The following is a 24,262-nucleotide window of genomic DNA, read 5'->3' on the forward strand; positions in this document are numbered from 1 at the left end:
TTTCCCCTTATCGGTATCAGTTCTTGGTGTTGGCGATCGAGCGACGGGCGGCGTCGACGACGGCTTCCGCGGTGAAACCGAACTCGCGGAAGAGCGTGGCGGCGTCGGCCGAAGCACCGAAGTGCTCGATCGAAACGTTCTCCCCGGCGTCACCGGTGAAGCGGTGCCACGACTGGGCGATACCGGCTTCCACGGAGACGCGTGCCTTGACCGACGGCGGGAGGACGGAGTCCTTGTAGGACTGGTCCTGCGCGTCGAACCACTCGACACACGGCATCGAGACGACGCTCGCCGGGATGCCGTCGGCTTCGAGGGTCTTGCGGGCCTCGACGGCCAGCTGGACCTCCGAGCCGGTCGCGATCAGCACGACCTCGGGGCTGCCGTTGGACGCCTCGGCGAGGACGTAACCGCCTCGCTTGACGCCCTCGGCGCTGGTGCCCTCCAGCACCGGCACGTTCTGCCGGGTCAGCGCGAGGCCCGACGGGTGGTGGACGTCCTCCAGGACGGCCTTCCACGCGTACGCGGTCTCGTTGGCGTCCGCCGGGCGGACGACGTTGAGGCCGGGGATGGCGCGCAGGGCGGAGAGCTGCTCGATCGGCTGGTGGGTGGGGCCGTCCTCGCCCAGGCCGATCGAGTCGTGCGTCCACACGTAGGTGACCGGCGCCTTCATCAGCGCGGCCAGCCGCACGGGCGGGCGCATGTAGTCGGAGAAGATCAGGAACGTCGCGCCGTAGGGGCGGGTGCCGCCGTGCAGCGCGATGCCGTTGAGGATCGAGCCCATCGCGTGCTCACGGATGCCGAAGTGCAGCGTCCGGCCGTACGGGCTGGTCTTCCACATCTCGGTGGAAGCCTTCTCCGGGCCGAACGAGTCGGCCCCCTTCATGGTGGTGTTGTTGCTCTCCGCCAGGTCCGCAGAACCGCCCCACAGCTCGGGAAGCGGCTCGGCGAGCGCGTTGAGCACCTCACCGGAGGCCTTGCGGGTCGCGATGCCCTTGGCGTCCGGCTCCCACTTCGGCAGGTTGTCCGCGAAGCCCTCGGGCAGCGTGCGGGTCGACATCCGGTCCGCGAGCTTCTTGCGCTCCGGGTTGGCGGCACCCCACGCTTCGAACTTCTCCTGCCATTCGGCGCGCGCGGTCTTGCCGCGGTCGACGGCCTGGCGGGTGTGCGCGATGACGTCGTCGTCGACCTGGAAGGTCCGCTCCGGGTCGAAGCCGAGGATCTCCTTGACCGCGGCGACCTCTTCGGCGCCCAGCGCGGCGCCGTGGGCCTTGCCGGTGCCCATCTTCTTCGGCGCCGGGTACCCGATGACGGTCTTCAACGCGATGAACGACGGGCGCCCGGTCTCGGCCTTGGCGGCCTTGATGGCCTCTTCGATCGCGACGACGTTCTCGCCACCCTCGACGACCTGGGTGTGCCACCCGTAGGCCTCGTAGCGCTTCACGACGTCCTCGGACAGCGCGATCTTGGTGTCGTCCTCGATCGAGATCTCGTTGTCGTCCCAGAAGACGATCAGGTTGCCCAGCTCCTGGCGACCGGCGATCGACGAGGCCTCGGCGGTGACGCCTTCCTCGATGTCACCATCGGAGGCGACGACGTAGACGTAGTGGTCGAAGATGCTCTCGCCCTGCGGAGCGTCCGGGTCCAGCAAGCCGCGCTCGCGGCGGGCCGCCATCGCCATGCCGACCGCGTTGGCCAGTCCCTGGCCGAGCGGGCCGGTGGTGGTCTCGACGCCCTTGGTGTGGCGGTACTCCGGGTGCCCCGGGGTCCTCGAGTCCCACTTGCGAAGCTGCTTCAGGTCTTCCAGTTCCAGGCCGAATCCGGCGAGGTACAGCTGGATGTAGAGGGTGAGGCTCGAGTGACCGGCGGAGAGGACGAAGCGGTCACGAGCGGGCCACTCGGGGTCCGCCGGGTCGTGGCGCAGCGTCCGCTGGAACAGCGTGTAGGCGAGCGGCGCCAGGCTCATCGCGGTGCCGGGGTGACCGCTGCCGCAGTTCTCGACCGCGTCCGCGGCGAGCACCCGGACGGTGTCGACGGCCCGCGTGTCGAGGTCGGTCCAGTCGGCGGGCACGTTGCGCTCCAGGAGTGGGTTCTTCTCGCTGGTAGAGGCGGTTTCGGACACTGAACTCGAACTCCCCGTCATCAGGTTGTGGCTTCTCTTCCCTCGTGGGTAGCCCACGCGTACCGCTACTAATCTCAATCGATCCGGAAGGGACGATATTCCTGCTCCGGACCGTTCGCAGAAGCACGCCGCGAGCTACCCCGGCCAGCCTAATGGTTCGGCCGGTGAAGGACCCGCGATCACCCTCTGGAAACAGCACGTCTAACATCGAGGAAGGGTTCAGAACGCTGGGATCCGGGGCCGCCACATCACCCGGAAGCCTGGCGGGACCCGGCCCGAAAACTGACGCAGGGAGTGAAATGTCGTTGGTGAACGCTGCGCACGGACGCAGTGACAGCACCAGCGCCGTACATCCGACCGGTGAACGACCGCACGGTGGCCGGCGAACAATCCGCCAGGTCGTCGGCGCGTACGCCGCCCTCGCGAAGCCCAGGGTGATCGAGCTCCTCCTCGTCACCACGATTCCCGCGATGTTCCTGGCAGGCCGGGAGATCCCGTCGCCGTGGCTGGTGCTCGCGACGCTCGTGGGCGGCACCATGGCCGCCGGCAGCGCCAACGCCTTGAACTGCGTCATCGACGCGGACATCGACAAGGTGATGAACCGCACGAAGCGCCGTCCGCTGGTGAAGGAATCGGTGCCCCGCCGCGGCGCGCTGATCTTCGGCCTCGTACTCGGTGTGCTGTCCGCCGTGGTGCTCTATTTCACGGTGAACCTGCTCTCGGCGATCCTCGCGATCGCGACGATCCTGTTCTACATCTTCGTCTACACGCTGGTGCTGAAGCGGCGTACGTCACAGAACGTGGTCTGGGGCGGCGCGGCAGGCTGCATGCCGGTCGTCATCGGCTGGGCCGCGGTCACCGGCACCGTCGAGTGGCCCGCGTTCGTGATGTTCGGCGTCATCTTCTTCTGGACCCCGCCGCACACCTGGGCGCTGGGCATGAAGTACCGCGACGACTACGAGCGCGCCGGCGTGCCGATGCTGCCGGTGGTCGCCACCCCGCAGCACGTCGCGCGGCAGATCGTCATCTACTCGTGGGTGATGGTCGCCTGGACGCTGTTGCTGGTCCCGGTGACGAGCTGGATCTACACGACATTCGCGATCCTGGCGGGCGGCTGGTTCCTCTTCTACGCGCACAGCCTGAACGCGGCGGTGCGGCGCGGCGAGGAGACCAAGCCGATGTCGCTGTTCCACCGGTCGAACACGTACCTGATGATCGTGTTCGTCGCACTGGCCGTCGACTCGGCCATCGGGCTGCCCACCATCGGCCTGCCCTTCTGATCCTGTAGCGCGTGAAGGCCCCAGAACGCATTTATAGAGGGCCCAGGCAAACGTGGCGTGTTCGGGCGGGATGGTGGCTTGGGTGACGTGGCGCCGTACTCGCGTGCTTGGAGCCGGATCTCGCGTGCTTGGAGGCGTAACACCCGAGTGCGGGGTCCAGGCACGCGAGTTCCGTCTCTGAGCACGCGCGTTACGCCTTCGCCCTGCCCCTCACCCGGGCGAACAGGCCCGCCCGCAACCACGACACGTTCGTCTTTCTTCTCGATATAGAGGACTAAATGCGGGCGGGGGCCGCGCCTGGCGGGAATGAGATGATGGCGGGCGCCGTTGTAATCCGTTCGGCCCCTGTCCCACCTCTCGAAAGCAGGCTGCTTTTGTCCGTGTCCCCGGACCGGGATCTCGATGCGACGGACACCGACGTCGCACTCGAACAGGAGTACGTCACCACCCTGTACCGCAAGCTCGACGCCGAACGCGTCGACGCCCAGCGCAGGCTGGACCAGACGCTGCGCCAGACCGGCGGCACTCCGCAGGCACGCACCGAACGCGACGTCGCCACGACGCTGTACACCGACAGGCTGTCCCAGCTGAGCTCCGTCGAGCAGGGCCTGTGCTTCGGCCGCCTCGACTTCCTCCCCGAGCACGCCGAGGAGACCACCTATATCGGGCGGCTCGGGCTCTTCGACGAGGACGACGAGTACCGCCCGCTGCTCGTCGACTGGCGCGCGCCGGTCGCGCGGCCCTTCTACCTCGCCACCGCCGCCTCACCCGAAGGTGTCCGGCGGCGACGGCACATCCGGTCGCTGAGCCGGAAGGTCGTCGGCGTCGACGACGAGATCCTCGATCTCTCCGCCGCCGACCAGGGCCAGGACCTCGGCCTCGCGGGCGAGGCGGCACTGCTGGCCGCGCTCGAACGCCGTCGTACCGGTGAGATGAGCGACATCGTCGCCACCATCCAGGCCGAGCAGGACCGCATCATCCGCGCGTCGCCGAACGGCGTCCTGGTGGTCCAGGGCGGCCCGGGCACCGGCAAGACCGCGGTCGCGCTGCACCGCGCGGCGTATCTGCTCTACACGCACCGGCAGCAGCTCACCACGCGCGGCGTGCTCGTGGTCGGGCCCAACAGCACCTTCCTCCGCTACATCGGGCAGGTCCTGCCGTCGCTGGGCGAGACCGGGGTGCTGCTGGCCACGATCGGACAGTTGTACCCGGGCTTGGACGCCGTCGGCCCGGTCACCCGTGAGGCCGCCGAGATCAAGGGCCGCGCGGTGATGGCCGACGTGCTCGCCAACGCCGTCCGTGACCGTCAGCGCGTGCCGGAACCGGTGCTGGAGATCGAGTTCGAGCGCGAGATCCTCATGCTCGACCGCAAGACCTGCACCGAGGCGCGGACGCGGGCCCGCCGCTCGCGCCGTCCGCACAACCTCGCCCGGCGGATCTTCGTCTCCGACCTTCTCGACGCGCTGACCCGGCAGGCCGCCCGCAAACTGGGGGAAGACCTGCTCGACGCGCGTGACGTCCAGGACATCCGCGCCGAGGTCGCCGCCGACAAGAACGTGGCCGCCGCCCTTGATGGACTGTGGCCCACGCTCACCCCCGAAGTCGTGCTCGACGAACTCTTCGCCGACCCTGATCGGTTGCGCAGCGCGGCCGGGAAAGCCTTGTCGGAAACCGAGCGTGAACAGCTCTACAGTCCGACGGACGCGCAGTGGAGCCCGGCCGACGTCCCGCTGCTCGACGAACTCGCCGAGTTGCTGGGCGAGGACGACACCGACGCCAGGGCCGAGCGCGTCCGCCGCGAGCGGGAAGACCGCGCGTACGCGGAAGGCGTGCTCGACATCCTCGAACAGGACGAGGAGATCATCGACGAGGAACTGCTGCGGGTGAGCGACGTCCTCGACGCCGAGCTGTTCGCCGAGCGCCAGCAGGGCCGTAGCGAGATGACCGCGGCGCAGCGGGCCGCGCAGGACCGGACCTGGACCTTCGGGCACGTGATCGTCGACGAGGCCCAGGAACTGACCGCGATGGACTGGCGGCTGCTGATGCGCCGGTCGCCGAACCGGTCGATGACACTCGTCGGTGACGTCGCCCAGACCGGGGCGGCCGGCGGAGCGCGGTCGTGGGGCGAGGTGCTTTCGCCCTACGTCGCCGACCGGTGGCGGCTCGAAGAGCTGACCGTGAACTACCGGACCCCGGCGGAGATCATGGCCGTCGCGGCCCGGGTCCTCGCCGACGTGGACCCGTCGCTGGAAGCACCGGTTTCGGTGCGGGAGACGGGTTTCGAACCCTGGTCGCGCTCGGTGGCACCGGCGGATCTCACCGCTGAACTGCCGGGGCTCGTCGATGCCGAACTGTCCGCTGTGGACGGTGGAACGGTCGCCGTACTGTGCCCCGCTACCTTGGTCGACTCTCTTGCGGAGGCGCTCGGCGAGGCGGGTGAGCGGGTGTCGGTCATGCCGGTCGAGCGGGCCAAGGGACTCGAGTTCGACTCGGTGGTCCTGGTCGCGCCGGACGAGGTGGTCGCCGAATCCCCGCGCGGGCTCAACGATCTTTATGTGGCTCTGACCAGGGCGACCCGTCGGATGGGCGTAGTGCAGACCGGTGACCTTGTTCCGGCGCTGGAGGGTCTTGGCTAAGGTCGGCCGCATGCGCACATTCGGCAAGATCGTGGTCATCGGCGCGGGCGTCCTCGCCCTGGCGGCCTGTGGCGAGAAACAGAACACCGCAGGTTCCGCCCAGTCCTCCGGCGCGGCCCCCGCGTCGGCGTCGGCGTCGTCTTCGGCTCCCGCCCCTAAGGGCAGGGAGTGCACGGCGGAGGACGTCAAGACCACCGGGAAGTTCGGGGAGGCACCGACCATCACCATCCCGGACGACTGCGACCCGCCGAAGAAGCTCATCACGAAGGACCTCGAGCCCGGCACCGGTGAGGGCGCCAAGGCCGGCGCGAACCTGAAGATGAACTATTCGCTGGTCACCTGGTCCAACAAGAAGAAGCTGGACAGCTCCTTCGACCGAGGCGAGCCGTTCGACCTGACCCTCGGCGCGGGCATGGTCATCAAGGGCTGGGACCAGGGCCTGGAAGGGATCAAGCAGGGGGCGCGGCGGCTGCTGATCATCCCGCCGGACCTAGGCTACGGCCAGGGCGGCCGCGGTATCGCGCCGAATGAGACCCTCGTCTTCGTCACCGATGCCGTGAGCGTCCCCACCAACCAAGGCTGATGGGGACCTCGGACGGGTGAGTCCGCCGTGGCCGCGTCCGCCCGGTCTCGTGAGTGGTAATGACGGTTAGAACCGTCATTACCACTCACGAGGACTCGGCGTACTCCCAGGTGAGCAGGGTGCGCTCCAGTCCCTTCTCGATCTTGGTCTCCGGGGGAACGTCAGTGGGGACGTAGCCGACGCGGCGAGCGACGGCCTCGCTGGCCGCGTTCTGCGCGTCGATCTTCAGCCGAAGCGGCCCGAGACCGAGTTCCAGCGCGTACGCGGTGAGCACCCGCAGGGACCGCGCCGCGAGATCCTGCCCTCGGTGGGCCGGTCCGACCGCGTAGCCGAGCTCGGCGTGTCTTTCTTCGTGCAGGAACAGCACCACCTCGCCGAGCGGCTCGCCGCCGTCGGTCGTGATGGCGAGTCGCCGCCCCGAGCCCTCCGCCCGGCGGGTGATGGCCTTCTCGTAGTGGCCCTTCGCCGCTACCTCGTCGAACGGCGAAGGTAGCGGCGTGAAGCGCGCGACGGCGGGATTGTCGAACAGCCCGGGCAGGAACGCGATGTCATCTTCGGTCCAGTCCCGCAGGACGAGCCCTTCGCCTTCGAGCCGGACCTCCTCCGGCCAGCGCACCGTCACGGGATCAGCAGGAGCTTGCCGGTGGTGCGCCTCCCCTGGAGGTCTTCGTGCGCTTGGCGGGCGTCGGCCAGGGGGTACCGGCCGCCGACCCGGATGTTCAGCGAGCCGTCTCCGACGGCGGCGAAGAGTTCGCTCACCCGCCACTCCAGTTCCTCGCGGGTGAGCACGTAGTGCGCGGAGGTCGGGCGGGTGAGGTACACCGAGCCGCTGCGGTTCAGTACTTGCGGGTCGATCGGCGGCACCGGGCCGCTGGCCGCGCCGTAGAGGGCGAGCAGGCCGCGGATCTTCAGGCTCGCCAGGCTGCCGTCCACAGTGGACTTGCCGACGCCGTCGTAGACCACCGCGACGCCCTTGCCGTCGGTGAGTTCGCGGACCGCCTTGGCGAAATCGACCTGGTCGTAGCGGATGACGTCGTCCGCGCCCGCCTGCTTGGCGAGTTCGGCCTTCTCGTCGGTGGAGACGGTGCCGATCACCCTCGCGCCGCGTGCCTTGGCCAGCTGGACCAGCAGCAGGCCCATCCCACCCGCGGCGGCGTGGATCAGGACGTCGTCACCGGCCTTGACCTCGTAGGTCGAGGCGATCAGCGCGTGCGCGGTGACACCCTGGAGCATCGTCGCGGCGGCGGTCTCCTCGGTCACGCCGTCCGGGATCTTCACCGCGATCGAGGCGGGGAGCAGGCGGCGCTGGGCGTAGCTGCCGAGCGAACCCTGCCAGGCGACGCGGTCGCCGACGGCGAAACCGGTCACGTCCGGCCCGATCGCGGCCACCGTGCCGGCGCCCTCCATGCCCAGGATGAACGGCGTGTCGACGGGGTAGATGCCTTCGCGGTGGTAGGTGTCGATGTAGTTGACGCCCGCCGCGGCGACGTCCACGAGCAGTTCACCGGCTCCGGGTTCGCCTACCTCGACTTGCTCCAGCTCAAGGACTTCGGGGCCACCGGTTCGCCGGATCCGCACTGCCGTGGGCATACATCCTCCTCGTTCAAGGTCTTTCCGACCGGCACAACTATGGCCGACGCCACGGTTATTCCGCGCCACGGGCCTTTCGCGGTTAAGCTCTGGCCGTGGCTGAGACCGAAGAGAAGACCGAGACCGCCGCCCCCACGTCGCGCCAGATCGCGGCCGCCCGCGACTTCGTGAAGCGGCACGGGAAGCCGTCGCGCGCGGTGGTGGAGAACATCGGCCGGATCGGCGCCCGGGTCGTGCTCGTGGGCGCCGACGGCGCGCTCGGCGACGTCGTCGTCGCCTCCACGGCGGCAGGCGACGCGCTGGTCGAGGCCGTCGAAGACCTCGAACCCGCCGAGTGGGACAGCGAGACCGTGAAGGCCACCAAGATCGGCGCCGAGCACCGCCGCCGGATGGCGGGGAAGTGAGCGGTTCCGCGATCCTCGTCGCCTGTTCCGCGCTGCCGGAAGGCGACGGCGACGAACACGCCGTTCCCGAGGCGCTGGCCGACCTCGGCTTCAAGGCCCACTGGGCCGCCTGGGACGACACGACCGTCGACTTCGGCGCCGCGGACATCGTCGTGCTGCGCGCCACCTGGGACTACGCCGAGCGCCGCGCCGAATTCCTGTCCTGGGCCGAATCCGTGCCCGCCCTGGCCAACGCGGCCGAAGTCGTGCGCTGGAACACCGACAAGTCCTATCTGGCCGAACTCGGCGACGCCGGGGTCGCGGTCGTGCCGACGACGCTGATCGCGCCGGGAGACGACGCCCCGCGCTGGCCCAAGGGCGACTTCGTAGTGAAGCCCGCGATCGGTGCCGGCTCCCAGGGGGTCGGAAGGTTCGCGTCCGGCGAGGACGCCGCGTCGTATCTGCGGCGTCTCCACGCCGAAGGACACACCGCGCTGATGCAGCCGTATCAGTCCAGTGTGGACACCGAAGGCGAACTCGCGCTGGTGTTCTTCGGCGGCGTGTACTCGCATGCGTTCTCGAAGGCCGCCATGCTGGGCAGGGAACTCGACGAATCCGGTTTGTACGTCACGGAAAAGCTCGCCCCCGCGCAGCCGTCCGCGTCGTTCCGCGCGCTGGCCGAAGACGCGCTGGACGCGACAGCGGCGTTGCTGGGGATCCTGCGCGCGGAGCTGCTCTACGCCCGCGTCGACATCGTCACCGGACCGGACGGGAGGCCGCTGCTGCTGGAACTGGAGCTCGTCGAGCCTTCGCTCGGCTTCCGGCAGACCGACGCCTCCGCCGCGTGGCGTTTCGCTTCCGCCGTCCGTCAGCAACTCGCCTGACACGCGTTGCTATGAAAGGACCTTTCCTTGCAAAATTTGCAAGGAAAGGTCCTTTCATAGCGTCCGTGTGCCCAGGACGGCCGTCGCGACCAGAGGACGAATGCGCGAGCGTCAGGCGGGCTTCACGCGCTTCGCGGCGAGGCGCTCAGGCTTCGGCCACCGCACATCCCACGCCCAGCCGAGCTTCTCGAACAGCCAGATCACCCGCGCAGACACGTCGACCTGCCCGCGCAGGACACCGTGCCGCGCGCAGGTCGGGTCGGCGTGGTGGGAGTTGTGCCACGACTCGCCCATGGACAGGATCGCCAGCGGCCAGAAGTTCGCCGCCTTGTCGCGGCTGGCGAAGGGGCGCTCGCCGACCATGTGACAGATCGAGTTCACCGACCAGGTGACGTGGTGCAGGAACGCGATCCGGACCAGCCCGGCCCAGAAGAATCCGGTCACCGCACCCCACCAGGACCAGCTGATGAGCCCGCCGAGTACCGCGGGCAGCGCCAGGCTGAGGGTGATCCACAGCCAGAAGTAGCGGTTCACCACGCGAAGGTCCTTGTCCGCCACCAGGTCCGGCGCGAAACGCTCGTAGTTGGTGACCTCGCGGCCGAACATCCAGCCCATGTGCGCGTGCCAGAATCCGCGCAGCAGCGCCGTGGGCGACGTCCCGAACAGCCAGGGGGAGTGCGGGTCGCCTTCGCGGTCGGCGAAGGCGTGGTGACGGCGGTGGCTGGCCACCCAGAAGATGACCGATCCCTGCACCGCGAAGCTTCCGGCGATGGCGAGGGCGATCCGCAGCGGACGTCCTGCCTTGAACGCGCCGTGGGTGAAGTAGCGGTGGTATCCCACGGTCACCCCGAGCGTCCCGATGGTGTAGAACACGACCGCCAGTGCGAGATCGACCCAGGTCATGCCCCAGCCCCACACGATCGGCACGGCGGCGAGCAGTGCGACGAACGGGACCAGCAGGAAGGTCTTGAGGATCAGCATCTCCCCGGAGCCACGCCGGTGGGAGATCAGAGGTTTGGACGGACTGGCCGGTGCGTCCGGCTCGGTGCTGGCGGTCATACGACACCTCGTGCCTCGACTCGGTGGTGACCCCCGTGCGGGGCACCGAACGCAGCGTAAGGGCAGAGTCTGGCGAGCACCCCGCCCGGGGGTTACGTCCGGTTTGCCGGTGGGTCAGTTCGAAGTGGCGAGTTCCCGGTCAGCGGCCTGTGAAACCGGTACTGGGCCGCGATCGCGTGATACGCACCACAGCGCGGCGGTCGAGATGATCACCAGGGCGGAGCCGAGGACGTGAAGGGAGACCAATGCCTCCGGCACTCCTAGGGCGTACTGCACCGAGCCGAGGACGCCTTGGGCGAGCGCTATCACCCACACGACGGTGTAGCGCCGCCATACCTGCTTCGGTGTGTCCCCGCGCATGAGCTGGAGGCCGAAGACGGCCAGCACGATCAGGTAGACCACGAGCAGGCCACCGTGGACCTGGGTGAGCGTCTCGATCGGGGCCTGGAGCCGGTGGGTGCCGGGATCCCCGCCGTGCGGGCCCGCGCCGGTCACGGTGGTGCCTGCCACGAGAATGGCCCACATCGCCACGGCGAGCACGATCAGCGTTTTGCGGCCCGCGTCCGGGATCAGCCAGCGAGCGGGCTCGTCACCCTCGTTGAACGCGCGAAGCAGCAGGACCGCGAGCCAGACCAGGGGAGTGGAGGCCAGGAAGTGCAGGGCGACGGTCCACCATTCGAGCTTCGCGAGCACGGTGATGCCGCCGACGACGGCCTGCAGCACCACACCCGCGGGCATCGTCCAGGCCAGCTTCACCAGACGGCGGCGGCTCGGGTGCTCGATCTGCACGCGCCACGCGGTGATCACGCACAGCGCGGCGACGAGGATGACGACGCCGGTCAGCATCCGGTTGCCGAACTCGATCCACTGGTTGAGCGCGTCGAATTCGGGATGCGCCACGGGGACGATGCTGCCTTCGACGCATTGCGGCCAAGTCGGGCAGCCGAGGCCCGAACCCGTGACCCGGACGACCGAACCGGTGACCCCGATTCCGGCCTGCGCGATCACCGCCGCCATCGCGACCGCTCGTTGAACCGCGGACGAGGGATACGGCAGACGCGCTACAAGGCTCTGGAACGGCACCGCCCGATGCTAGAACGCCCTTCCTGAGAGCGTTCCACCGGCCGTACCCGCTGTGTCGGCGCTCTCAGGTCAGGCGTGTGGTCTTGCTCGCCAGCGCGCCCGCGACGACGCCCCAGCCGACGAGGACCGCGAACGCGCCCCAGTCGAACGACCCGTTCAGCAGGACCGACCGCAGGCCTTCGGCGAGCGCGCCCGAGGGCAGCAGTTCGACGAACGTCGCCAGGCCCGACGGCATCGTCGACGGCGCCAGCAGGATGCCGCCCGCGAGCAGCAGCACGAACCAGACGATGTTGGCCAGCGCCAGTACGGCTTCCGCGCGCAACGCCCCGCCGAGCAGCAGCCCCAGCGCGCCGAACGCGAAGGTGCCGATGATCAGGAACGGGAGCGCGCCGAGGATTCCGCCGAGTGACGGCGACCAGCCCAGCAGCGCGGCCACGGCACCGAGGACCACGGCCTGCAACGCGACCACGACCAGCGCGGCGGCCACCCGGCCGGCGATCAGCAGCCAGCGGGGCAGCGCGGTGGCGGAAAGCCGTTTGAGGACGCCGTATCGGCGGTCGAAGCCGAGCGCGATGGCCTGTCCGGTGAACGCCGACGACATTACCGCCAGCGCGAGGATCCTCGGCGTGATCCAGTCCACTTTGGACGAATCGCCGAGCTGTGCCGACGGCAGGACGTCCAGCAGCGACAAGCCGATCAGCAGCGCGAGCGGGATGAGCAGGGTCAGCAGGATCTGCTCGCCGTGGCGCAGGGTCAGGCTCGCCTCGACCTTCGCGTGCGTGCGCAGCATCCTGCCGAGCGAACCGCGGCCGGGGGCAGGGGTGAACGTGCCCGGGGCGAACCGGGGGGTGGGCGTCGGGGTCATGCGCGCAGTTCCCGTCCGGTCAGCTCCAGGAAGACCTCTTCCAGCGTGCGCCTGCCGACCTGCAGTTCCTCGGGCATGACGCCCTGTTGCGCGCACCAGGCCGTCACCGTCGAGACCACCTGCGGACTTATCGCGCCCTCGACGAGGTAAGTCCCCGGTGCGGACTCGTGCACCAGGTGGCCCTCCGGCAGCGCCGCGGTCAGCAGGGCGGTGTCGAGCCGCGTGCGGGCCTTGAAGCGCAGTTGCGCGGCCTCGCCGGCGTCGACGGTCAGCGAACGCGGCGAACCTTCGACGACGACCTTGCCGTGGTCCACGATCACCACGGTGTCGGCCAGTGTTTCGGCCTCTTCCATCAGATGCGTGGTCAGCAGCACGCTGACCCCGTCGGCGCGCAGCGCTTCGAGCAGATCCCAGACCAGGCGACGGGCCTGCGGGTCCATCCCCGCCGTCGGTTCGTCGAGGAAGAGCAGTTCCGGGCGCCCGACGAGCGCGCAGGCGAGGGAGAGCCGCTGCTGCTGCCCGCCGGAAAGGCGTTTGAACGGCGTCTTCCGCGCTCCTGCGAGGCCGAGGACGTCCAGCAGCCAGGCCGGATCGAGTGGATTCGCGGCGCACGCGGCGACCAGTCCGAGCATCTCGTCGGCGCGGACGCCGGGATAGGCGCCGCCGCCTTGGGGCATCACCCCGATCCGCGGCCGCAGCGCGCGGCCGTCCCGCGCCGGGTCCATGCCCAGCACGCGGACTTCGCCGTCGTCAGCCCGGAGGAAGCCTTCGCAGATTTCGACGGTGGTGGTCTTGCCGGCCCCGTTCGGGCCGAGCAGCGCGAGCAGTGTGCCACGTTCCATCCGCAGGTCGAGTCCATCGACCGCGGTGGTGGATCCGTAGCGTTTCACCAGCCCGGTGATCTCGACGGCGGGGGCGTTCACGACAGGTCACGATACGGCGTCACGCGGGGACCGAATGCTCCGGGGACGGTCTGGACAGCAGCAGGGGCGAGAGGCGGTGGACCACGAACAGCCCCAAAAGCGTGACGACCCCGGCCGCGAACCACGCGAACGGCAGGACGTAGCCGCGGCCGTCGAAGGTGCTGCCCGTGGTGGGGAGCAGGAACGGCAGGACGGCGGTGACGATCGTCGCGGCGATGCGGAAACGCGACGTGCCCGCCGCGGCGGCGAGCGGGATGATCGCCCACAACAGGTACCAGGGCTGCAACGCCACGTGCAGCACCATCACCGCGCCCAGCGAGACGCCGAGGCCGATGATCGGCCGGTAGCGCCATTTGAAGCTGTCCCAGAGGAACTTGACCGTCACCGCGCCCGCGACGAGGTAGCCGAGCGTGCCGAGGATCGGCACCATCGCGTTGGTGTGGTTGCCGAGGCCGAGCGCGATGCCGAGGACACCACCGAGCGCCGCGAGTTCCGACGTCGGGGAGATCCACGAGCGCACCAGTCCCGGCGTCCCGAGCGCGCCGACCCAGCCGAAACCGAGGCCGGTGCCGTAACAGACCGCCACCAGCACCACGCCGAACAGCAAGGCCATCGGGATCGCGGCCGTGAGCAGGTCCTTGATCCGGCCGTGCCAGCGTCTGGCCACCATCACGGTGAGGAACGGCAACGCAAGGATCGCGTTCAGTTTCACCGCGACGCCGAGGGTGATGATCACCACGCCGAGCGCGATGAACAGCAATTCGCCCTTCGCCAGCGGCGGGACGGCGTCGTGCTTGTAGCGCACCGGCATCCGCTGGATGCCGATCTCCAGCCCGGCCACCATGAGCCCGATCGCCAGCGCGTCGTTGTGGGCGCCCGCGACGAAGTGGAAGATCAGCAGCGGATTCGCGGCGCCGAGCCACAGCGCGGTGGCCGGCTGCACGCCGAACCGCCGGGCCAGCTTGGGCAGCGCCCAGATGATCAGGACGACGCCGATCAGCGCGAGACCGCGCTGCAGCAGCACCCCGGTGACGATGTTCCCGCTGCTCAGCGGGGCGAGCCAGCCGCCGAGCCGGAGCAGCAGCGGACCATAGGGCGCGGGGGTCTCGCGCCACATGTTGGAGACACCGGAGGTCAGCGGATCGGAGACGCCGAGCGCTTCGGCCGGGCCGAGCGAGTACGGGTCCATGCCGCGGGCCACGATCTCGCTCTGCGCGAGATAGCTGTAGACGTCGCGGGAGAACAGCGGCGGGATGACCAGCAGCGGCGCGCACCAGAGCGCGATGGTGCGGGCGAGCTGCCCCTGGGTGGCGAGGCGGCGGCGCGCGGGCTGGGCGAACCGCCCGAGCATCAGCCAGCTCAGCACGATGATCGCCATCCCGGCGAGGCCCATCGCGAGTGAGACGGTGGGAATGCGGGTGAACAGCCGCAGTACGGGGATCTCCTGGACCGGGTTGATCACCGGCGCGGCTCCGGCGCCGAGCGAGCCGAGGGCGAGGAACAGGGAACCGACCGCGCCGAACCGGCGGACCACGTTCAGTCCGCGCAGTTCCTTGTCGTCGAGCGGCTCGGGCTCGTGCGGGCGCCCCGGGGACAGCGTCGCCACCGATCCCGCCGCCGAAGCTTCCTCGGGCCGTGCCTCGTCCGTGTCCCGCCCCGCCGGGTGCTCGCCCACTGCCACGCACGAAGGGTAGCGATGCCGGGAACAGAGTGAGCGGGTACGTGGTTACCGAGGGACAAGAAGGCGGCGACGTGACGCGCGCCACTCCGTGAGGCACCCCTCTTTGCCGTCTCTCCGGAAATACGTCACACTTGTGTTGTGAAAAAGACGGGGACGCGGGACGAGGCCGGGGGCGACATGCTCCGCGCCGAGGTCCAGCCTGTCCCCGCGCAGGTCGGCCCCGAGGGTCGGACCAGGCATGAAGTGGCCCGTCTGCTGCTGGAGCAGGGTCCGATGACCGCCGTCGTGGTCGCCGAGCAGCTGGGGATCAGCGCCGCCGCCGTCCGGCGTCATCTCGACGCGCTGCTGGCCGACGGCGAGGCCGAGACCCGCGACGCGCCCCGCCGCGGTCCGCGCGGCCGAGGCCGTCCCGCCAAGAACTTCCTGCTCACCGAAACGGGCCGCGCCCGGTTCGGCCACGCCTACGACGACCTCGCGTCCTCGGCGATCCGGTTCCTCGCCGAGCACGCGGGCGAAGACGCCGTGAAGGCCTTCGCCGAGGCCCGTGTCGCCTCTCTCGTCGGCCCGCATCGCGAGGCGATCACCAAGCACGCGGACCCCACCGTCCGCGCCGAGGCCCTCGCTGCGGCGTTGACCAGGGAGGGTTACGCTGCGTCGACCCGTCAGGTCGGGGCGGGCGAACAGCTCTGCCAGCACCATTGCCCGGTCGCCCACGTCGCCGCCGAGTTCCCCCAGTTGTGTGAAGCCGAGACCGAGGCGTTCGCACAGCTGCTGGGTACACACGTGCAGCGGCTCGCGACCATCGCACGCGGTGACAACGCGTGCACCACACACGTACCCGTCGCTTCGACGGGTCGACCGGCCACATCCCGGCCGGGAAGCACGGCGCCCTCTCCAGGGCGCACAGCACGGATCCCGAATGGAGGGAAACCCGCATGACTGCCGCTGCCGAGCAGCGCACTCCCACCACCGCGCCCATGAGCCAGGAAGAGACCATCGAGTCCCTTGGCAAGTACGCGTTCGGCTGGGCGGACTCCGACGAGGCGGGCTCTAGCGCCCGTCGCGGACTGAACGAGGACGTCGTCACCGACATCTCCTCGAAGAAGTCCGAGCCGGAGTGGATGCGCGAAGCGCGACTGAAGGCGCTCAAGCTCTTTAACTTGAAGCCGATGCCCAACTGGGGTGCGGACCTCTCCGGGATCGACTTCGACAACATCAAGTACTTCGTGCGGTCCAGTGAGAAGCAGGCCACTTCCTGGGAAGACCTGCCCGAGGACATCAAGAACACGTACGACCGGCTGGGCATCCCCGAGGCGGAGAAGCAGCGCCTCGTCGCCGGTGTCGCCGCGCAGTACGAGTCCGAGGTCGTCTACCACTCGATCCGTGAGGATCTGGAGGCGCAGGGCGTCCTGTTCCTGGACACCGACACCGCGCTCAAGGAGCACCCGGAGATCTTCAAGGAGTACTTCGGCTCCGTGATCCCGGCCGGGGACAACAAGTTCTCCGCGCTGAACACCGCGGTGTGGTCCGGTGGCTCGTTCATCTACGTGCCCAAGGGCGTCAAGGTGGACATTCCGCTGCAGGCCTACTTCCGGATCAACACCGAGAACATGGGCCAGTTCGAGCGGACCCTGATCATCGTCGACGAAGACGCCTACGTGCACTACGTCGAGGGTTGCACCGCGCCGATCTACCAGTCCGACTCGCTGCACTCGGCGGTCGTGGAGATCATCGTGAAGAAGGGCGCCCGCTGCCGGTACACGACCATCCAGAACTGGTCGAACAACGTCTACAACCTGGTCACCAAGCGCGCCAAGTGCGAAGAGGGCGCGACCATGGAGTGGATCGACGGCAACATCGGTTCCAAGGTCACGATGAAGTACCCGTCCGTCTTCCTGATGGGCGAGCACGCCAAGGGCGAGGTCCTCTCGGTCGCGTTCGCGGGCGAAGGCCAGCACCAGGACGCCGGCGCGAAGATGGAGCACCTGGCGCCGCACACGTCCTCGACCATCGTGTCGAAGTCGGTGGCGCGCGGCGGTGGCCGCACCTCCTACCGCGGCCTGGTCAAGGTCGCGAAGCGGGCGCACCACTCGCGGTCCAGCGTGGTCTGTGACGCGCTGCTGGTCGACACGATCTCGCGGTCGGACACGTATCCGTACGTGGACATCCGCAACGACGAGGTCTCCATGGGCCACGAGGCGACCGTCTCGAAGGTCAGCGAAGACCAGATGTTCTACCTCATGTCGCGCGGTCTCGACGAGGCCGAGGCCATGGCGATGATCGTGCGCGGGTTCGTCGAGCCCATCGCGCGTGAGCTGCCGATGGAGTACGCGCTCGAGCTGAACCGCCTGATCGAGCTTCAGATGGAAGGGTCCGTCGGCTAGTCATGTCGGTTACCGAGAACAACGTTTCCGAAGCGATGCGCGAAGGGGTGGTCGTTCCGGCCACCTCTCGCGCGGAGCGCTTCACCTCCTACGACGTCGAGGCCTTCGAGGTCCCCGGCGGTCGTGAGGAGAACTGGCGTTTCACTCCGATGAAGCGGCTGCGCGGCCTGCACGACGGGTCCGCCGCCGCTTCGGGCACGGTCAGCCTGGACTTCGACGGCGCGCCCGAACTCGAGATCGAGCAGGCGGGCCGCGACGACGAACGCCTCGGCGCCGCCGGTGTCCCGAGCGACCGCATCGCCGCGCAGGCGTACTCCTCGTTCACCGAGGCCACCGTCATCACGGTGCCCAAGGAGACCAAGGCGTCGAAGCCGTCGACCCTGAAGATCACCGGCCCCGGTGAGGGCAAGGTCGCCTACGGGCACCTGCAGGTCCGCGCCGAGCGGTTCTCCGAGGCCGTCATCGTCCTCGACCACGTCGGCTCCGGCACCTACGCGGACAACGTCGAGTTCGTCATCGGCGAGTCGGCGAACGTGACCGTGGTCAGCGTGCAGGACTGGGCCGACGACGCGGTGCACGTGTCCGAGCAGCACCTCAAGCTCGGCCGCGACGCCACGCTCAAGCACATCACCATCACCCTGGGCGGTGACCTCGTCCGCGTTTCGCCGACGGCGACCTTCGCCGACAAGGGCGGCGACGTCGAGATGCTCGGCCTGTACTTCGCGGACGAAGGACAGCACCAGGAACACCGCCTCTTCGTCGACCACGCGGTGCCGAACTGCAAGTCGCGGGTGATGTACAAGGGTGCGCTGCAGGGCGACGGCGCGCACACCGTGTGGGTCGGCGACGTGCTGATCCGGGCGGCCGCCGAGGCCACCGACACCTACGAGCTCAACCGCAACCTGGTGCTCACGCCGGGCGCGCGGGCGGACTCGATCCCGAACCTGGAGATCGAGACCGGCGAGATCGAAGGGGCCGGGCACGCGAGCGCCACGGGAAGGTTCGACGACGAGCAGTTGTTCTACCTCCAGTCGCGCGGAATCGGCGAAGACGCCGCGCGGCGACTGGTCGTACGCGGGTTCTTCCACGAGATCCTCGTCAAGATCGGCGTCCCCGAGGTGCGCGAGCGCCTCGAGGCCGCGATCGAAGCCGAACTCGAAGCCGTGGGCGTCTAAGCCCTCGTCCGTCCACATCAGACTTTAGGAAAGAAATGCCTACGCTGGAAATCAAGGATCTGCACGCCTCGGTCACGACCGAGGAGGGCCCCAAGGAGATCCTCAAGGGCGTCAACCTGACCATCAAGTCGGGCGAGACCCACGCGATCATGGGCCCCAACGGTTCGGGCAAGTCCACGCTGTCCTACGCCATCGCCGGTCACCCCAAGTACGAAGTCACCTCCGGGCAGGTCCTGCTCGACGGTGAGGACGTGCTCGAGATGAGCGTCGACGAGCGTGCCCGCGCGGGCCTGTTTCTCGCCATGCAGTACCCGGTCGAGGTACCGGGCGTGTCCATGTCCAACTTCCTCCGCACCGCGGCCACCGCGGTCCGTGGCGAGGCCCCCAAGCTGCGCCACTGGGTCAAGGAGGTCAAGGAGGAGATGGGCAAACTGGAGATCTCGTCCGAGTTCGCCGAGCGTTCGGTGAACGAGGGCTTCTCCGGCGGCGAGAAGAAGCGCCACGAGATCCTGCAGCTGGCGCTGCTCAAGCCGAAGATCGCCATCCTCGACGAGACCGACTCCGGTCTCGACGTCGACGCGCTGCGCGTCGTGTCCGAAGGCGTCAACGAGTTCAAGGCCAACAACGACGCCGGCGTCATGCTGATCACGCACTACACGCGGATCCTGCGGCACATCACGCCCGACTTCGTGCACGTCTTCGCGGGCGGCAAGATCGTCGCGTCCGGCGGCCGTGAGCTCGCGGACGAGCTGGAGGAGAACGGGTACGTCAAGTACGCCGGCTCCACCGAGACCGCCGCAGTCTGATCCAGGAACTTCACCACTACACCGAGAGGAGTTGGCCCGATGACCACCACCACGGCTAACTCTGTTCCGCTGGACGTAGCGGCCATCAGGGCCGACTTCCCGATCCTGACCCGCACGGTGCGGGACGGGAAACCCTTGGTGTATCTGGATTCCGGTGCGACGTCCCAGAAACCGGTGCAGGTGCTCGAAGCCGAGCGCCGGTTCCTGGAGACCTCGAACGCCGCGGTCCACCGTGGCGCGCACCAGCTCGCCGAGGAAGCGACCGACGCCTACGAATCCGCCCGCGTGCGGATCGCGGAGTTCGTCGGCGCCTCCCCGCACGAGCTGGTGTTCACCAAGAACGCCACCGAGGGCATCAACCTCGTCGCCTACGCGATGAGCAACGCCGCCACGGCCGGTCCCGGGGCCGAACGGTTCAAGATCGGCCCCGGCGACGAGATCGTCATCACCGAGATGGAGCACCACGCGAACCTGGTGCCGTGGCAGCAGCTCTGCCAGCGCACCGGCGCGACGCTGAAGTGGTTCTCCGTCACTCCCGACGGCCGCCTCGACCTGTCCAATGTGGACGAACTGATCACCGAGCGGACCAAGGTGCTGGCGTTCACGCACCAGTCCAACGTGCTCGGCACGATCAACCCGGTCAAGTTCCTGACGGAGAAGGCGCACAAGGTCGGCGCGCTGGTCGTGCTGGACGCCTGCCAGTCGGTACCGCACTTTTCCGTGGACTTCCACGACCTGGACGTCGACTTCGCCGTTTTCGCCGGGCACAAGATGGTCGGCCCGTACGGCATCGGTGTCCTTTATGGACGCCGCGAGCTGCTCGAAGCGATGCCGCCGTTCCTGACCGGTGGCTCGATGATCGAGCTGGTCCGCATGGAGCAGACCACGTTCGCCGCGCCGCCGCAGCGGTTCGAGGCGGGCACCCCGATGACGTCGCAGGCCGTCGGCCTCGGCGCGGCCGCCGACTACCTGTCGGCGATCGGCATGGACCGGGTCGCCGCGCACGAACACCTCCTCACCGAGGCGGCGCTGGCCGGACTCGGCGAGATCCCCGGTGTGCGGATCATCGGCCCCACCGACATGGCCGACCGTGGCGGGCTGGTGTCGTTCGTCATCGACGGCGTGCACCCGCACGATTCGGGCCAGGTGCTGGACAGCCTCGGCATCGCCGTCCGCGTCGGGCACCACTGCGCGTGGCCGCTGCACCGGGCCTGCTCGGTCCCGGCGACCGTGCGCGCTTCGTTCTACGTCTACAACACGATGACTGAAGTGGACGCTTTGGTGGACGGGGTGCGCGAGGCGCAGAAGTTCTTCGGGGTGGCCTGATGAACCTCGAAAGCATGTACCAGGAGATCATCCTGGACCACTACAAGAACCCGCACGGCCGTGGTCTGCGCGAGCCGTTCGACGCCGAATCGTTCCAGGTCAACCCGACCTGTGGCGACGAGGTGACACTGCGGGTGAAGGTCGACGACGGGAAGGTCGCCGACGTCTCCTACGAGGGACAGGGTTGCTCCATCAGCCAGGCCTCCACGTCGGTCTTGACGGATCTCGTCGTCGGGCACACCGTGGAGGAGGCGTTCACCACCATGGACGCCTTCGTCGAGCTGATGCAGGGCAAAGGTCAGATCGAGCCGGACGAAGAAGTGCTGGAGGACGGCATCGCCTTCGCCGGCGTGGCCAAGTACCCGGCCCGCGTGAAATGCGCCCTGCTCGGATGGATGGCGTTCAAGGACGCCGTCACCCGCACGACCAACGGAGTTGAGACGGCATGACCGAACAGCAGACCGAAACCCGCGAGGGGCGCACAGCCGCCGACCTCGACGCCGAGACCGCCGCCGCCCCGGACACCGCCGACTTGGCGAAGGTGGAGGACCTCGAAGAGGCGATGCGTGACGTCGTCGACCCGGAGCTGGGCATCAACGTCGTCGACCTCGGCCTGGTCTACGACATCCGGGTCGAGCCGGACAACACCGCCACCATCGACATGACCCTGACGTCCGCGGCCTGCCCGCTGACCGACGTCATCGAGGACCAGACCGGCGCCGCCCTCGTCGGCGGCGGAACGGGCCTGGTCAAGGACTTCCGGATCAACTGGGTCTGGATGCCGCCGTGGGGCCCGGAGAAGATCACCGAGGACGGCCGCGAACAGCTGCGAGCCCTCGGCTTCACCGTCTGACCTCTTCGCGTATTCCGCGCTATGAAAGGTCCTTTCCTTGCGAAATTCGCAAGGAAAGGACCTTTCATAGCATTGGGGGCGGTAAGCGTATAACTCCCTATACTGCGTCTCGACGTGTGTGTTTTGGGTCGTTCCGACGAAGGCGTTTGAGGTGTCGACGGCGGCTGGACCGACTAGCGACACCTTCCTCAGTACATGATGGCCCCCTTCCTTGCGCTAGGCGCAAGGAAGGGGGCCATCATGTACTTCACCGCGAGTACCTGAGGAATCGCCGCCTCGCTTCCCGTGATTAAGCTGCCCGGATGATCGTCCGGTCCATCGCGCTGTTCGCGCTCGCCGCCCTGCTGGAGATCGGCGGAGCCTGGCTGATCTGGCAAGGCGTGCGGGAGCACCGCGGTTACCTCTGGATCGGCGCGGGTGTCGTCGCGCTGGGCCTCTACGGCTTCGTCGCGACGCTGCAGCCCGATGCGAACTTCGGCCGCATTCTCGCCGCGTACGGGGGAGTGTTCGTCGCGGGATCGCTGGCGTGGGGCATGGTCGCCGACGGCTATCGTCCGGATCGCTACGACGTCATCGGCGCGCTGATCTGTTTGGCGGGGGTCGGCGTGATCATGTACGCGCCCCGATGTTGAGCGTTCGTCGTGGTCGGTTTCATCGGGGCGATCGTGAGCGTTGCCCGCTCCGCCGGAAAACGACGAAAAGCAGCCGCAGTCCCACCAGTGCGCTGACCACCAGCAGGTTGTAGCCGAACATCTGATGCAGCGTGACGCCGGGCAGCATTTCCGGGCCGGTCGCGCTGCCCAGTAGCAGGACGGCCATCAGCCCGGTGGCCGCGCCGACGAAGGCCAGCAGGAGTTCGTGCACCAGACCGGTGACCACGTCGCGGTCGCGTTCGTCGGAGAACAGCCTGACGTTGACCGAAAGCCTGCCCTGTTCGAGTGCGTTGCCGATCCGGTCCACGCGGCGGGGGAGGCGGCGCAGTACCGGCAGCAGCGCCATCAGTTCGTTGGTGACGTTGCTGCGCAACGACTCCGGCCGCAATCCGGCGCCGACCTGCTCGGCGGCGTAGGCGCGGGATTCGACGACGATGTTGAATCCCGGTGCCAGCGCGGCCAGCGTTCCCTCCAGAGTGGCCAAGGCGCGGAACACCGCGGCGATCGGCGGGGGCACGCTGAGCCGGAAGTCGGCGATCACCCGGAACAGGTCGGTGAACATGTCCAGATCCGGGGCTTGTCCGTGATTGAAGTGCTTGGCCACCAAGGCACCCAGCGCCCGCTCCAGCCGCTGCTCCTCGATCTCGTCCGGCCGGTCGACGATCTCCAGCAGGCCGTCGCGCAGCGCGGCCGGGTCGCCGCGGTCGAGCGCGAGGATCAGGTTCTGCAGCCCGCCGCGCAGTCCCGAGTCGAGCCGTCCGACGGAGCCGAAGTCGAGCAGGCCCAGCCTGCCGTCGGCGAGCAGCAGGACGTTGCCGGGATGCGGGTCGGCGTGGAAGACGCCGCTGCCCATCACCTGGCCGAGCACGCACCGCAGCATCGAGCGCGCGAGTGCCGCCCGCTTCGCCACCGGGACCTGGTCTCGGGCGGCGGCGAGCGGTTTGCCGTCGAGGTGCCGCATCACCAGGACGCGATCGGTGGACAGTGCTTTGTGGACGGTCGGCAAAGCGACTTCGGTGCCGGAGTAGGCCGAGGCGACCGCTTCGATGTTCCTGGCCTCGGTGCGGAAGTCGAGTTCCTCGACCAGCGCGTCGGCGAAGCCTTCGGCGAGGTCGACGACGCCGAGGGAGCGGGCCCAGCCCGCGCGCTGGTCCAGCGCGGCCGCCACGCGGCGGACGATGTCGAGGTCACGGTCGACGAGCGCCTGCACCCCGGGCCGTTGCACCTTGACCACGACCTCCTGCCCGTCGCGCAGGCGCGCCCGGTAGACCTGCGCGATCGACGCGGCGGCGATCGGCTCCGGATCGAACTCGGCGAAGATCTCGTCCGGGTCGCCGCCCAGTTCCTCCTTCAGTACCGTCGCGACCTCGTCGGCGTCGGCGAAGGCCACCTGGTCCTGGAGTTTGCTCAGTTCGTCGATGAACACCGGCGGCAGTAGATCCGACCGCGTCGAGAGCAGCTGGCCGAGCTTCACGAAGGTCACCCCGCCCTCCTCCAGCGCGCGCCGCAGCGAACGCGCCAGTTTGGCGTGCCGGACCTGGGCGAGGCCGGGTTCGCGGCGGCCAGTGAGGTAGCGGCCGAGGCCGTGTTTGATCGCGATCCGGGTGATCTGAGAGTAGCGCCGCGTTCTGGCCGCGCGTCGGCGCAGCGAGCGGATCCGGCCGATCAAGCCGGGGCCGGAACCCGACGGCAGGACGAACTCCGCGACGAACAGGAACATCAGCGTCGCCAGGAAAGCACCGCCCGCCACCGGGATGATGAGCCCGGCGAAGGCGCCGCCGCTCGCGTACATCGGCCGGGGGAACGCGCTGAGGATGCCGCCCGCGACGAGCCAGCCGAAGCCCGCCGCGCACAACGCGCGGAGCAGGCCGATCCGCACCCCCAGCACGCGGCGGGCGGCGACCACGAGCGGCCACAGCATGAGCGCGTAGACGGGCAGGGTGAGCAGGCCGAGCAGCAGGTTCATGCCGATGAGGACA

The 24,262-nt window shown here is 68.7% G+C and carries 22 protein-coding genes; 13 read left to right on the plus strand and 9 right to left on the minus strand.

The genetic code is table 11. The features are described from left to right. Positions 1 to 16 precede the first annotated feature (16 nt). Positions 17 to 2,119, minus strand: a complete 2,103-nt coding sequence (tkt, locus tag ACZ54P_RS34380; RefSeq protein WP_465465774.1) for a transketolase — start codon at positions 2,117 to 2,119, stop codon at positions 17 to 19. 299 nt (positions 2,120 to 2,418) lie between these two features. Here tkt and ACZ54P_RS34385 point away from each other — a divergent pair, with 299 nt between their 5' ends. The 3 genes from ACZ54P_RS34385 to ACZ54P_RS34395 all read left to right on the plus strand — a co-directional run bounded on the left by ACZ54P_RS34385 (position 2,419) and on the right by ACZ54P_RS34395 (position 6,618). Continuing rightward, positions 2,419 to 3,399 (plus strand): heme o synthase, encoded by a 981-nt coding sequence (locus ACZ54P_RS34385; protein WP_410605734.1) that lies wholly within the window; start codon positions 2,419 to 2,421, stop codon positions 3,397 to 3,399. Between the two features lie 374 nt (positions 3,400 to 3,773). After that, on the plus strand, positions 3,774 to 6,035 hold the full coding sequence (locus tag ACZ54P_RS34390) for a HelD family protein (protein WP_465465775.1): 2,262 nt from the start codon (positions 3,774 to 3,776) through the stop codon (positions 6,033 to 6,035). 10 nt (positions 6,036 to 6,045) lie between these two features. Next, positions 6,046 to 6,618 carry an FKBP-type peptidyl-prolyl cis-trans isomerase gene (locus ACZ54P_RS34395; RefSeq protein WP_465465776.1) on the plus strand — a complete coding sequence of 191 codons (573 nt, stop codon included), beginning with the start codon at positions 6,046 to 6,048 and terminating at the stop codon, positions 6,616 to 6,618. 85 nt (positions 6,619 to 6,703) lie between these two features. Here the strand turns inward: ACZ54P_RS34395 and ACZ54P_RS34400 are convergent, their stop codons facing one another. Both ACZ54P_RS34400 and ACZ54P_RS34405 read right to left on the minus strand, forming a co-directional pair. Next, positions 6,704 to 7,240 (minus strand): GNAT family N-acetyltransferase, encoded by a 537-nt coding sequence (locus ACZ54P_RS34400; RefSeq protein ID WP_465465777.1) that lies wholly within the window; start codon positions 7,238 to 7,240, stop codon positions 6,704 to 6,706. Then, positions 7,237 to 8,208, minus strand: a complete 972-nt coding sequence (locus tag ACZ54P_RS34405) for a quinone oxidoreductase family protein (protein WP_465465778.1) — start codon at positions 8,206 to 8,208, stop codon at positions 7,237 to 7,239. The genes ACZ54P_RS34400 and ACZ54P_RS34405 overlap by 4 nt, the downstream gene beginning before the upstream one ends. Positions 8,209 to 8,303: 95 nt before the next feature. Here ACZ54P_RS34405 and ACZ54P_RS34410 point away from each other — a divergent pair, with 95 nt between their 5' ends. Both ACZ54P_RS34410 and ACZ54P_RS34415 read left to right on the plus strand, forming a co-directional pair. Then, positions 8,304 to 8,612: a hypothetical protein gene (locus ACZ54P_RS34410; RefSeq protein ID WP_465465779.1), complete on the plus strand. Its 309-nt coding sequence runs from the start codon at positions 8,304 to 8,306 to the stop codon at positions 8,610 to 8,612. Further along, positions 8,609 to 9,475 carry an ATP-grasp domain-containing protein gene (locus ACZ54P_RS34415; protein WP_465465780.1) on the plus strand — a complete coding sequence of 289 codons (867 nt, stop codon included), beginning with the start codon at positions 8,609 to 8,611 and terminating at the stop codon, positions 9,473 to 9,475. Before ACZ54P_RS34410 ends, ACZ54P_RS34415 begins: the two co-directional genes overlap by 4 nt. Positions 9,476 to 9,586: 111 nt before the next feature. On the opposite strand, the gene ACZ54P_RS34420 is transcribed toward ACZ54P_RS34415, so the two are convergent. From ACZ54P_RS34420 to mptB, 5 genes are all read right to left on the minus strand, one after another. Next, a complete protein-coding gene (locus ACZ54P_RS34420; protein WP_465465781.1) occupies positions 9,587 to 10,534 on the minus strand; it encodes an acyl-CoA desaturase in 948 nt (315 codons plus the stop codon). A 114-nt stretch (positions 10,535 to 10,648) separates the two neighbouring features. Then, positions 10,649 to 11,617: a COX15/CtaA family protein gene (locus ACZ54P_RS34425; RefSeq protein WP_465465782.1), complete on the minus strand. Its 969-nt coding sequence runs from the start codon at positions 11,615 to 11,617 to the stop codon at positions 10,649 to 10,651. A 64-nt stretch (positions 11,618 to 11,681) separates the two neighbouring features. Next, complete coding sequence (locus tag ACZ54P_RS34430) at positions 11,682 to 12,482, minus strand: ABC transporter permease (RefSeq protein WP_465465783.1); 801 nt, start codon at positions 12,480 to 12,482, stop codon at positions 11,682 to 11,684. Then, positions 12,479 to 13,405 (minus strand): ABC transporter ATP-binding protein, encoded by a 927-nt coding sequence (locus ACZ54P_RS34435; RefSeq protein ID WP_465465784.1) that lies wholly within the window; start codon positions 13,403 to 13,405, stop codon positions 12,479 to 12,481. The genes ACZ54P_RS34430 and ACZ54P_RS34435 overlap by 4 nt, the downstream gene beginning before the upstream one ends. A gap of 19 nt (positions 13,406 to 13,424) precedes the next feature. Further along, positions 13,425 to 15,011: a polyprenol phosphomannose-dependent alpha 1,6 mannosyltransferase MptB gene (gene mptB, locus ACZ54P_RS34440; protein ID WP_465465846.1), complete on the minus strand. Its 1,587-nt coding sequence runs from the start codon at positions 15,009 to 15,011 to the stop codon at positions 13,425 to 13,427. A gap of 213 nt (positions 15,012 to 15,224) precedes the next feature. Here mptB and ACZ54P_RS34445 point away from each other — a divergent pair, with 213 nt between their 5' ends. The 8 genes from ACZ54P_RS34445 to ACZ54P_RS34480 all read left to right on the plus strand — a co-directional run bounded on the left by ACZ54P_RS34445 (position 15,225) and on the right by ACZ54P_RS34480 (position 22,262). Beyond that, entirely contained in the window at positions 15,225 to 16,025 is an 801-nt protein-coding gene (locus ACZ54P_RS34445; protein ID WP_465465785.1) for a helix-turn-helix transcriptional regulator, read from the plus strand. Positions 16,026 to 16,063: 38 nt separating this feature from the next. Continuing rightward, positions 16,064 to 17,470, plus strand: a complete 1,407-nt coding sequence (sufB, locus tag ACZ54P_RS34450) for a Fe-S cluster assembly protein SufB (RefSeq protein WP_465465847.1) — start codon at positions 16,064 to 16,066, stop codon at positions 17,468 to 17,470. A gap of 2 nt (positions 17,471 to 17,472) precedes the next feature. Further along, the gene (gene sufD, locus ACZ54P_RS34455) at positions 17,473 to 18,645 is read left to right on the plus strand and encodes a Fe-S cluster assembly protein SufD (RefSeq protein WP_465465786.1); all 1,173 of its coding nucleotides are present in this window, start codon (positions 17,473 to 17,475) and stop codon (positions 18,643 to 18,645) included. A 35-nt stretch (positions 18,646 to 18,680) separates the two neighbouring features. Then, positions 18,681 to 19,451, plus strand: coding sequence for a Fe-S cluster assembly ATPase SufC (sufC, locus tag ACZ54P_RS34460; protein WP_125793823.1), 771 nt, complete (start codon positions 18,681 to 18,683; stop codon positions 19,449 to 19,451). 39 nt (positions 19,452 to 19,490) lie between these two features. After that, entirely contained in the window at positions 19,491 to 20,777 is a 1,287-nt protein-coding gene (locus tag ACZ54P_RS34465; protein ID WP_465465787.1) for a cysteine desulfurase, read from the plus strand. Further along, entirely contained in the window at positions 20,777 to 21,226 is a 450-nt protein-coding gene (gene sufU, locus ACZ54P_RS34470; protein WP_125783745.1) for a Fe-S cluster assembly sulfur transfer protein SufU, read from the plus strand. Before ACZ54P_RS34465 ends, sufU begins: the two co-directional genes overlap by 1 nt. Beyond that, positions 21,223 to 21,630, plus strand: a complete 408-nt coding sequence (locus ACZ54P_RS34475) for a metal-sulfur cluster assembly factor (RefSeq protein ID WP_465465788.1) — start codon at positions 21,223 to 21,225, stop codon at positions 21,628 to 21,630. Before sufU ends, ACZ54P_RS34475 begins: the two co-directional genes overlap by 4 nt. Before the next feature lie 302 nt (positions 21,631 to 21,932). Further along, the gene (locus ACZ54P_RS34480; protein ID WP_465465789.1) at positions 21,933 to 22,262 is read left to right on the plus strand and encodes a YnfA family protein; all 330 of its coding nucleotides are present in this window, start codon (positions 21,933 to 21,935) and stop codon (positions 22,260 to 22,262) included. 19 nt (positions 22,263 to 22,281) lie between these two features. Here the strand turns inward: ACZ54P_RS34480 and ACZ54P_RS34485 are convergent, their stop codons facing one another. Continuing rightward, entirely contained in the window at positions 22,282 to 24,249 is a 1,968-nt protein-coding gene (locus ACZ54P_RS34485) for an ABC1 kinase family protein (RefSeq protein ID WP_465465790.1), read from the minus strand. Positions 24,250 to 24,262 lie beyond the last annotated feature (13 nt).

This window comes from Amycolatopsis sp. NPDC034160 (assembly GCF_055575355.1).

Excerpts from the sequence above, each read along its gene's own strand:
- ACZ54P_RS34480 (WP_465465789.1), top strand. The coding sequence starts at position 21,933 with ATGATCGTCCGGTCCATCGCGCTGTTCGCGCTCGCCGCCCTGCTGGAG.
- sufU (WP_125783745.1), top strand. The coding sequence starts at position 20,777 with ATGAACCTCGAAAGCATGTACCAGGAGATCATCCTGGACCACTACAAG.
- ACZ54P_RS34465 (WP_465465787.1), top strand. The coding sequence starts at position 19,491 with ATGACCACCACCACGGCTAACTCTGTTCCGCTGGACGTAGCGGCCATC.
- ACZ54P_RS34385 (WP_410605734.1), top strand. The coding sequence starts at position 2,419 with ATGTCGTTGGTGAACGCTGCGCACGGACGCAGTGACAGCACCAGCGCC.
- ACZ54P_RS34420 (WP_465465781.1), bottom strand. The coding sequence starts at position 10,534 with ATGACCGCCAGCACCGAGCCGGACGCACCGGCCAGTCCGTCCAAACCT.
- sufB (WP_465465847.1), top strand. The coding sequence starts at position 16,064 with ATGAGCCAGGAAGAGACCATCGAGTCCCTTGGCAAGTACGCGTTCGGC.
- sufD (WP_465465786.1), top strand. The coding sequence starts at position 17,473 with ATGTCGGTTACCGAGAACAACGTTTCCGAAGCGATGCGCGAAGGGGTG.
- ACZ54P_RS34430 (WP_465465783.1), bottom strand. The coding sequence starts at position 12,482 with ATGACCCCGACGCCCACCCCCCGGTTCGCCCCGGGCACGTTCACCCCT.
- ACZ54P_RS34395 (WP_465465776.1), top strand. The coding sequence starts at position 6,046 with ATGCGCACATTCGGCAAGATCGTGGTCATCGGCGCGGGCGTCCTCGCC.
- ACZ54P_RS34405 (WP_465465778.1), bottom strand. The coding sequence starts at position 8,208 with ATGCCCACGGCAGTGCGGATCCGGCGAACCGGTGGCCCCGAAGTCCTT.
- ACZ54P_RS34475 (WP_465465788.1), top strand. The coding sequence starts at position 21,223 with ATGACCGAACAGCAGACCGAAACCCGCGAGGGGCGCACAGCCGCCGAC.
- ACZ54P_RS34485 (WP_465465790.1), bottom strand. The coding sequence starts at position 24,249 with ATGAACCTGCTGCTCGGCCTGCTCACCCTGCCCGTCTACGCGCTCATG.
- sufC (WP_125793823.1), top strand. The coding sequence starts at position 18,681 with ATGCCTACGCTGGAAATCAAGGATCTGCACGCCTCGGTCACGACCGAG.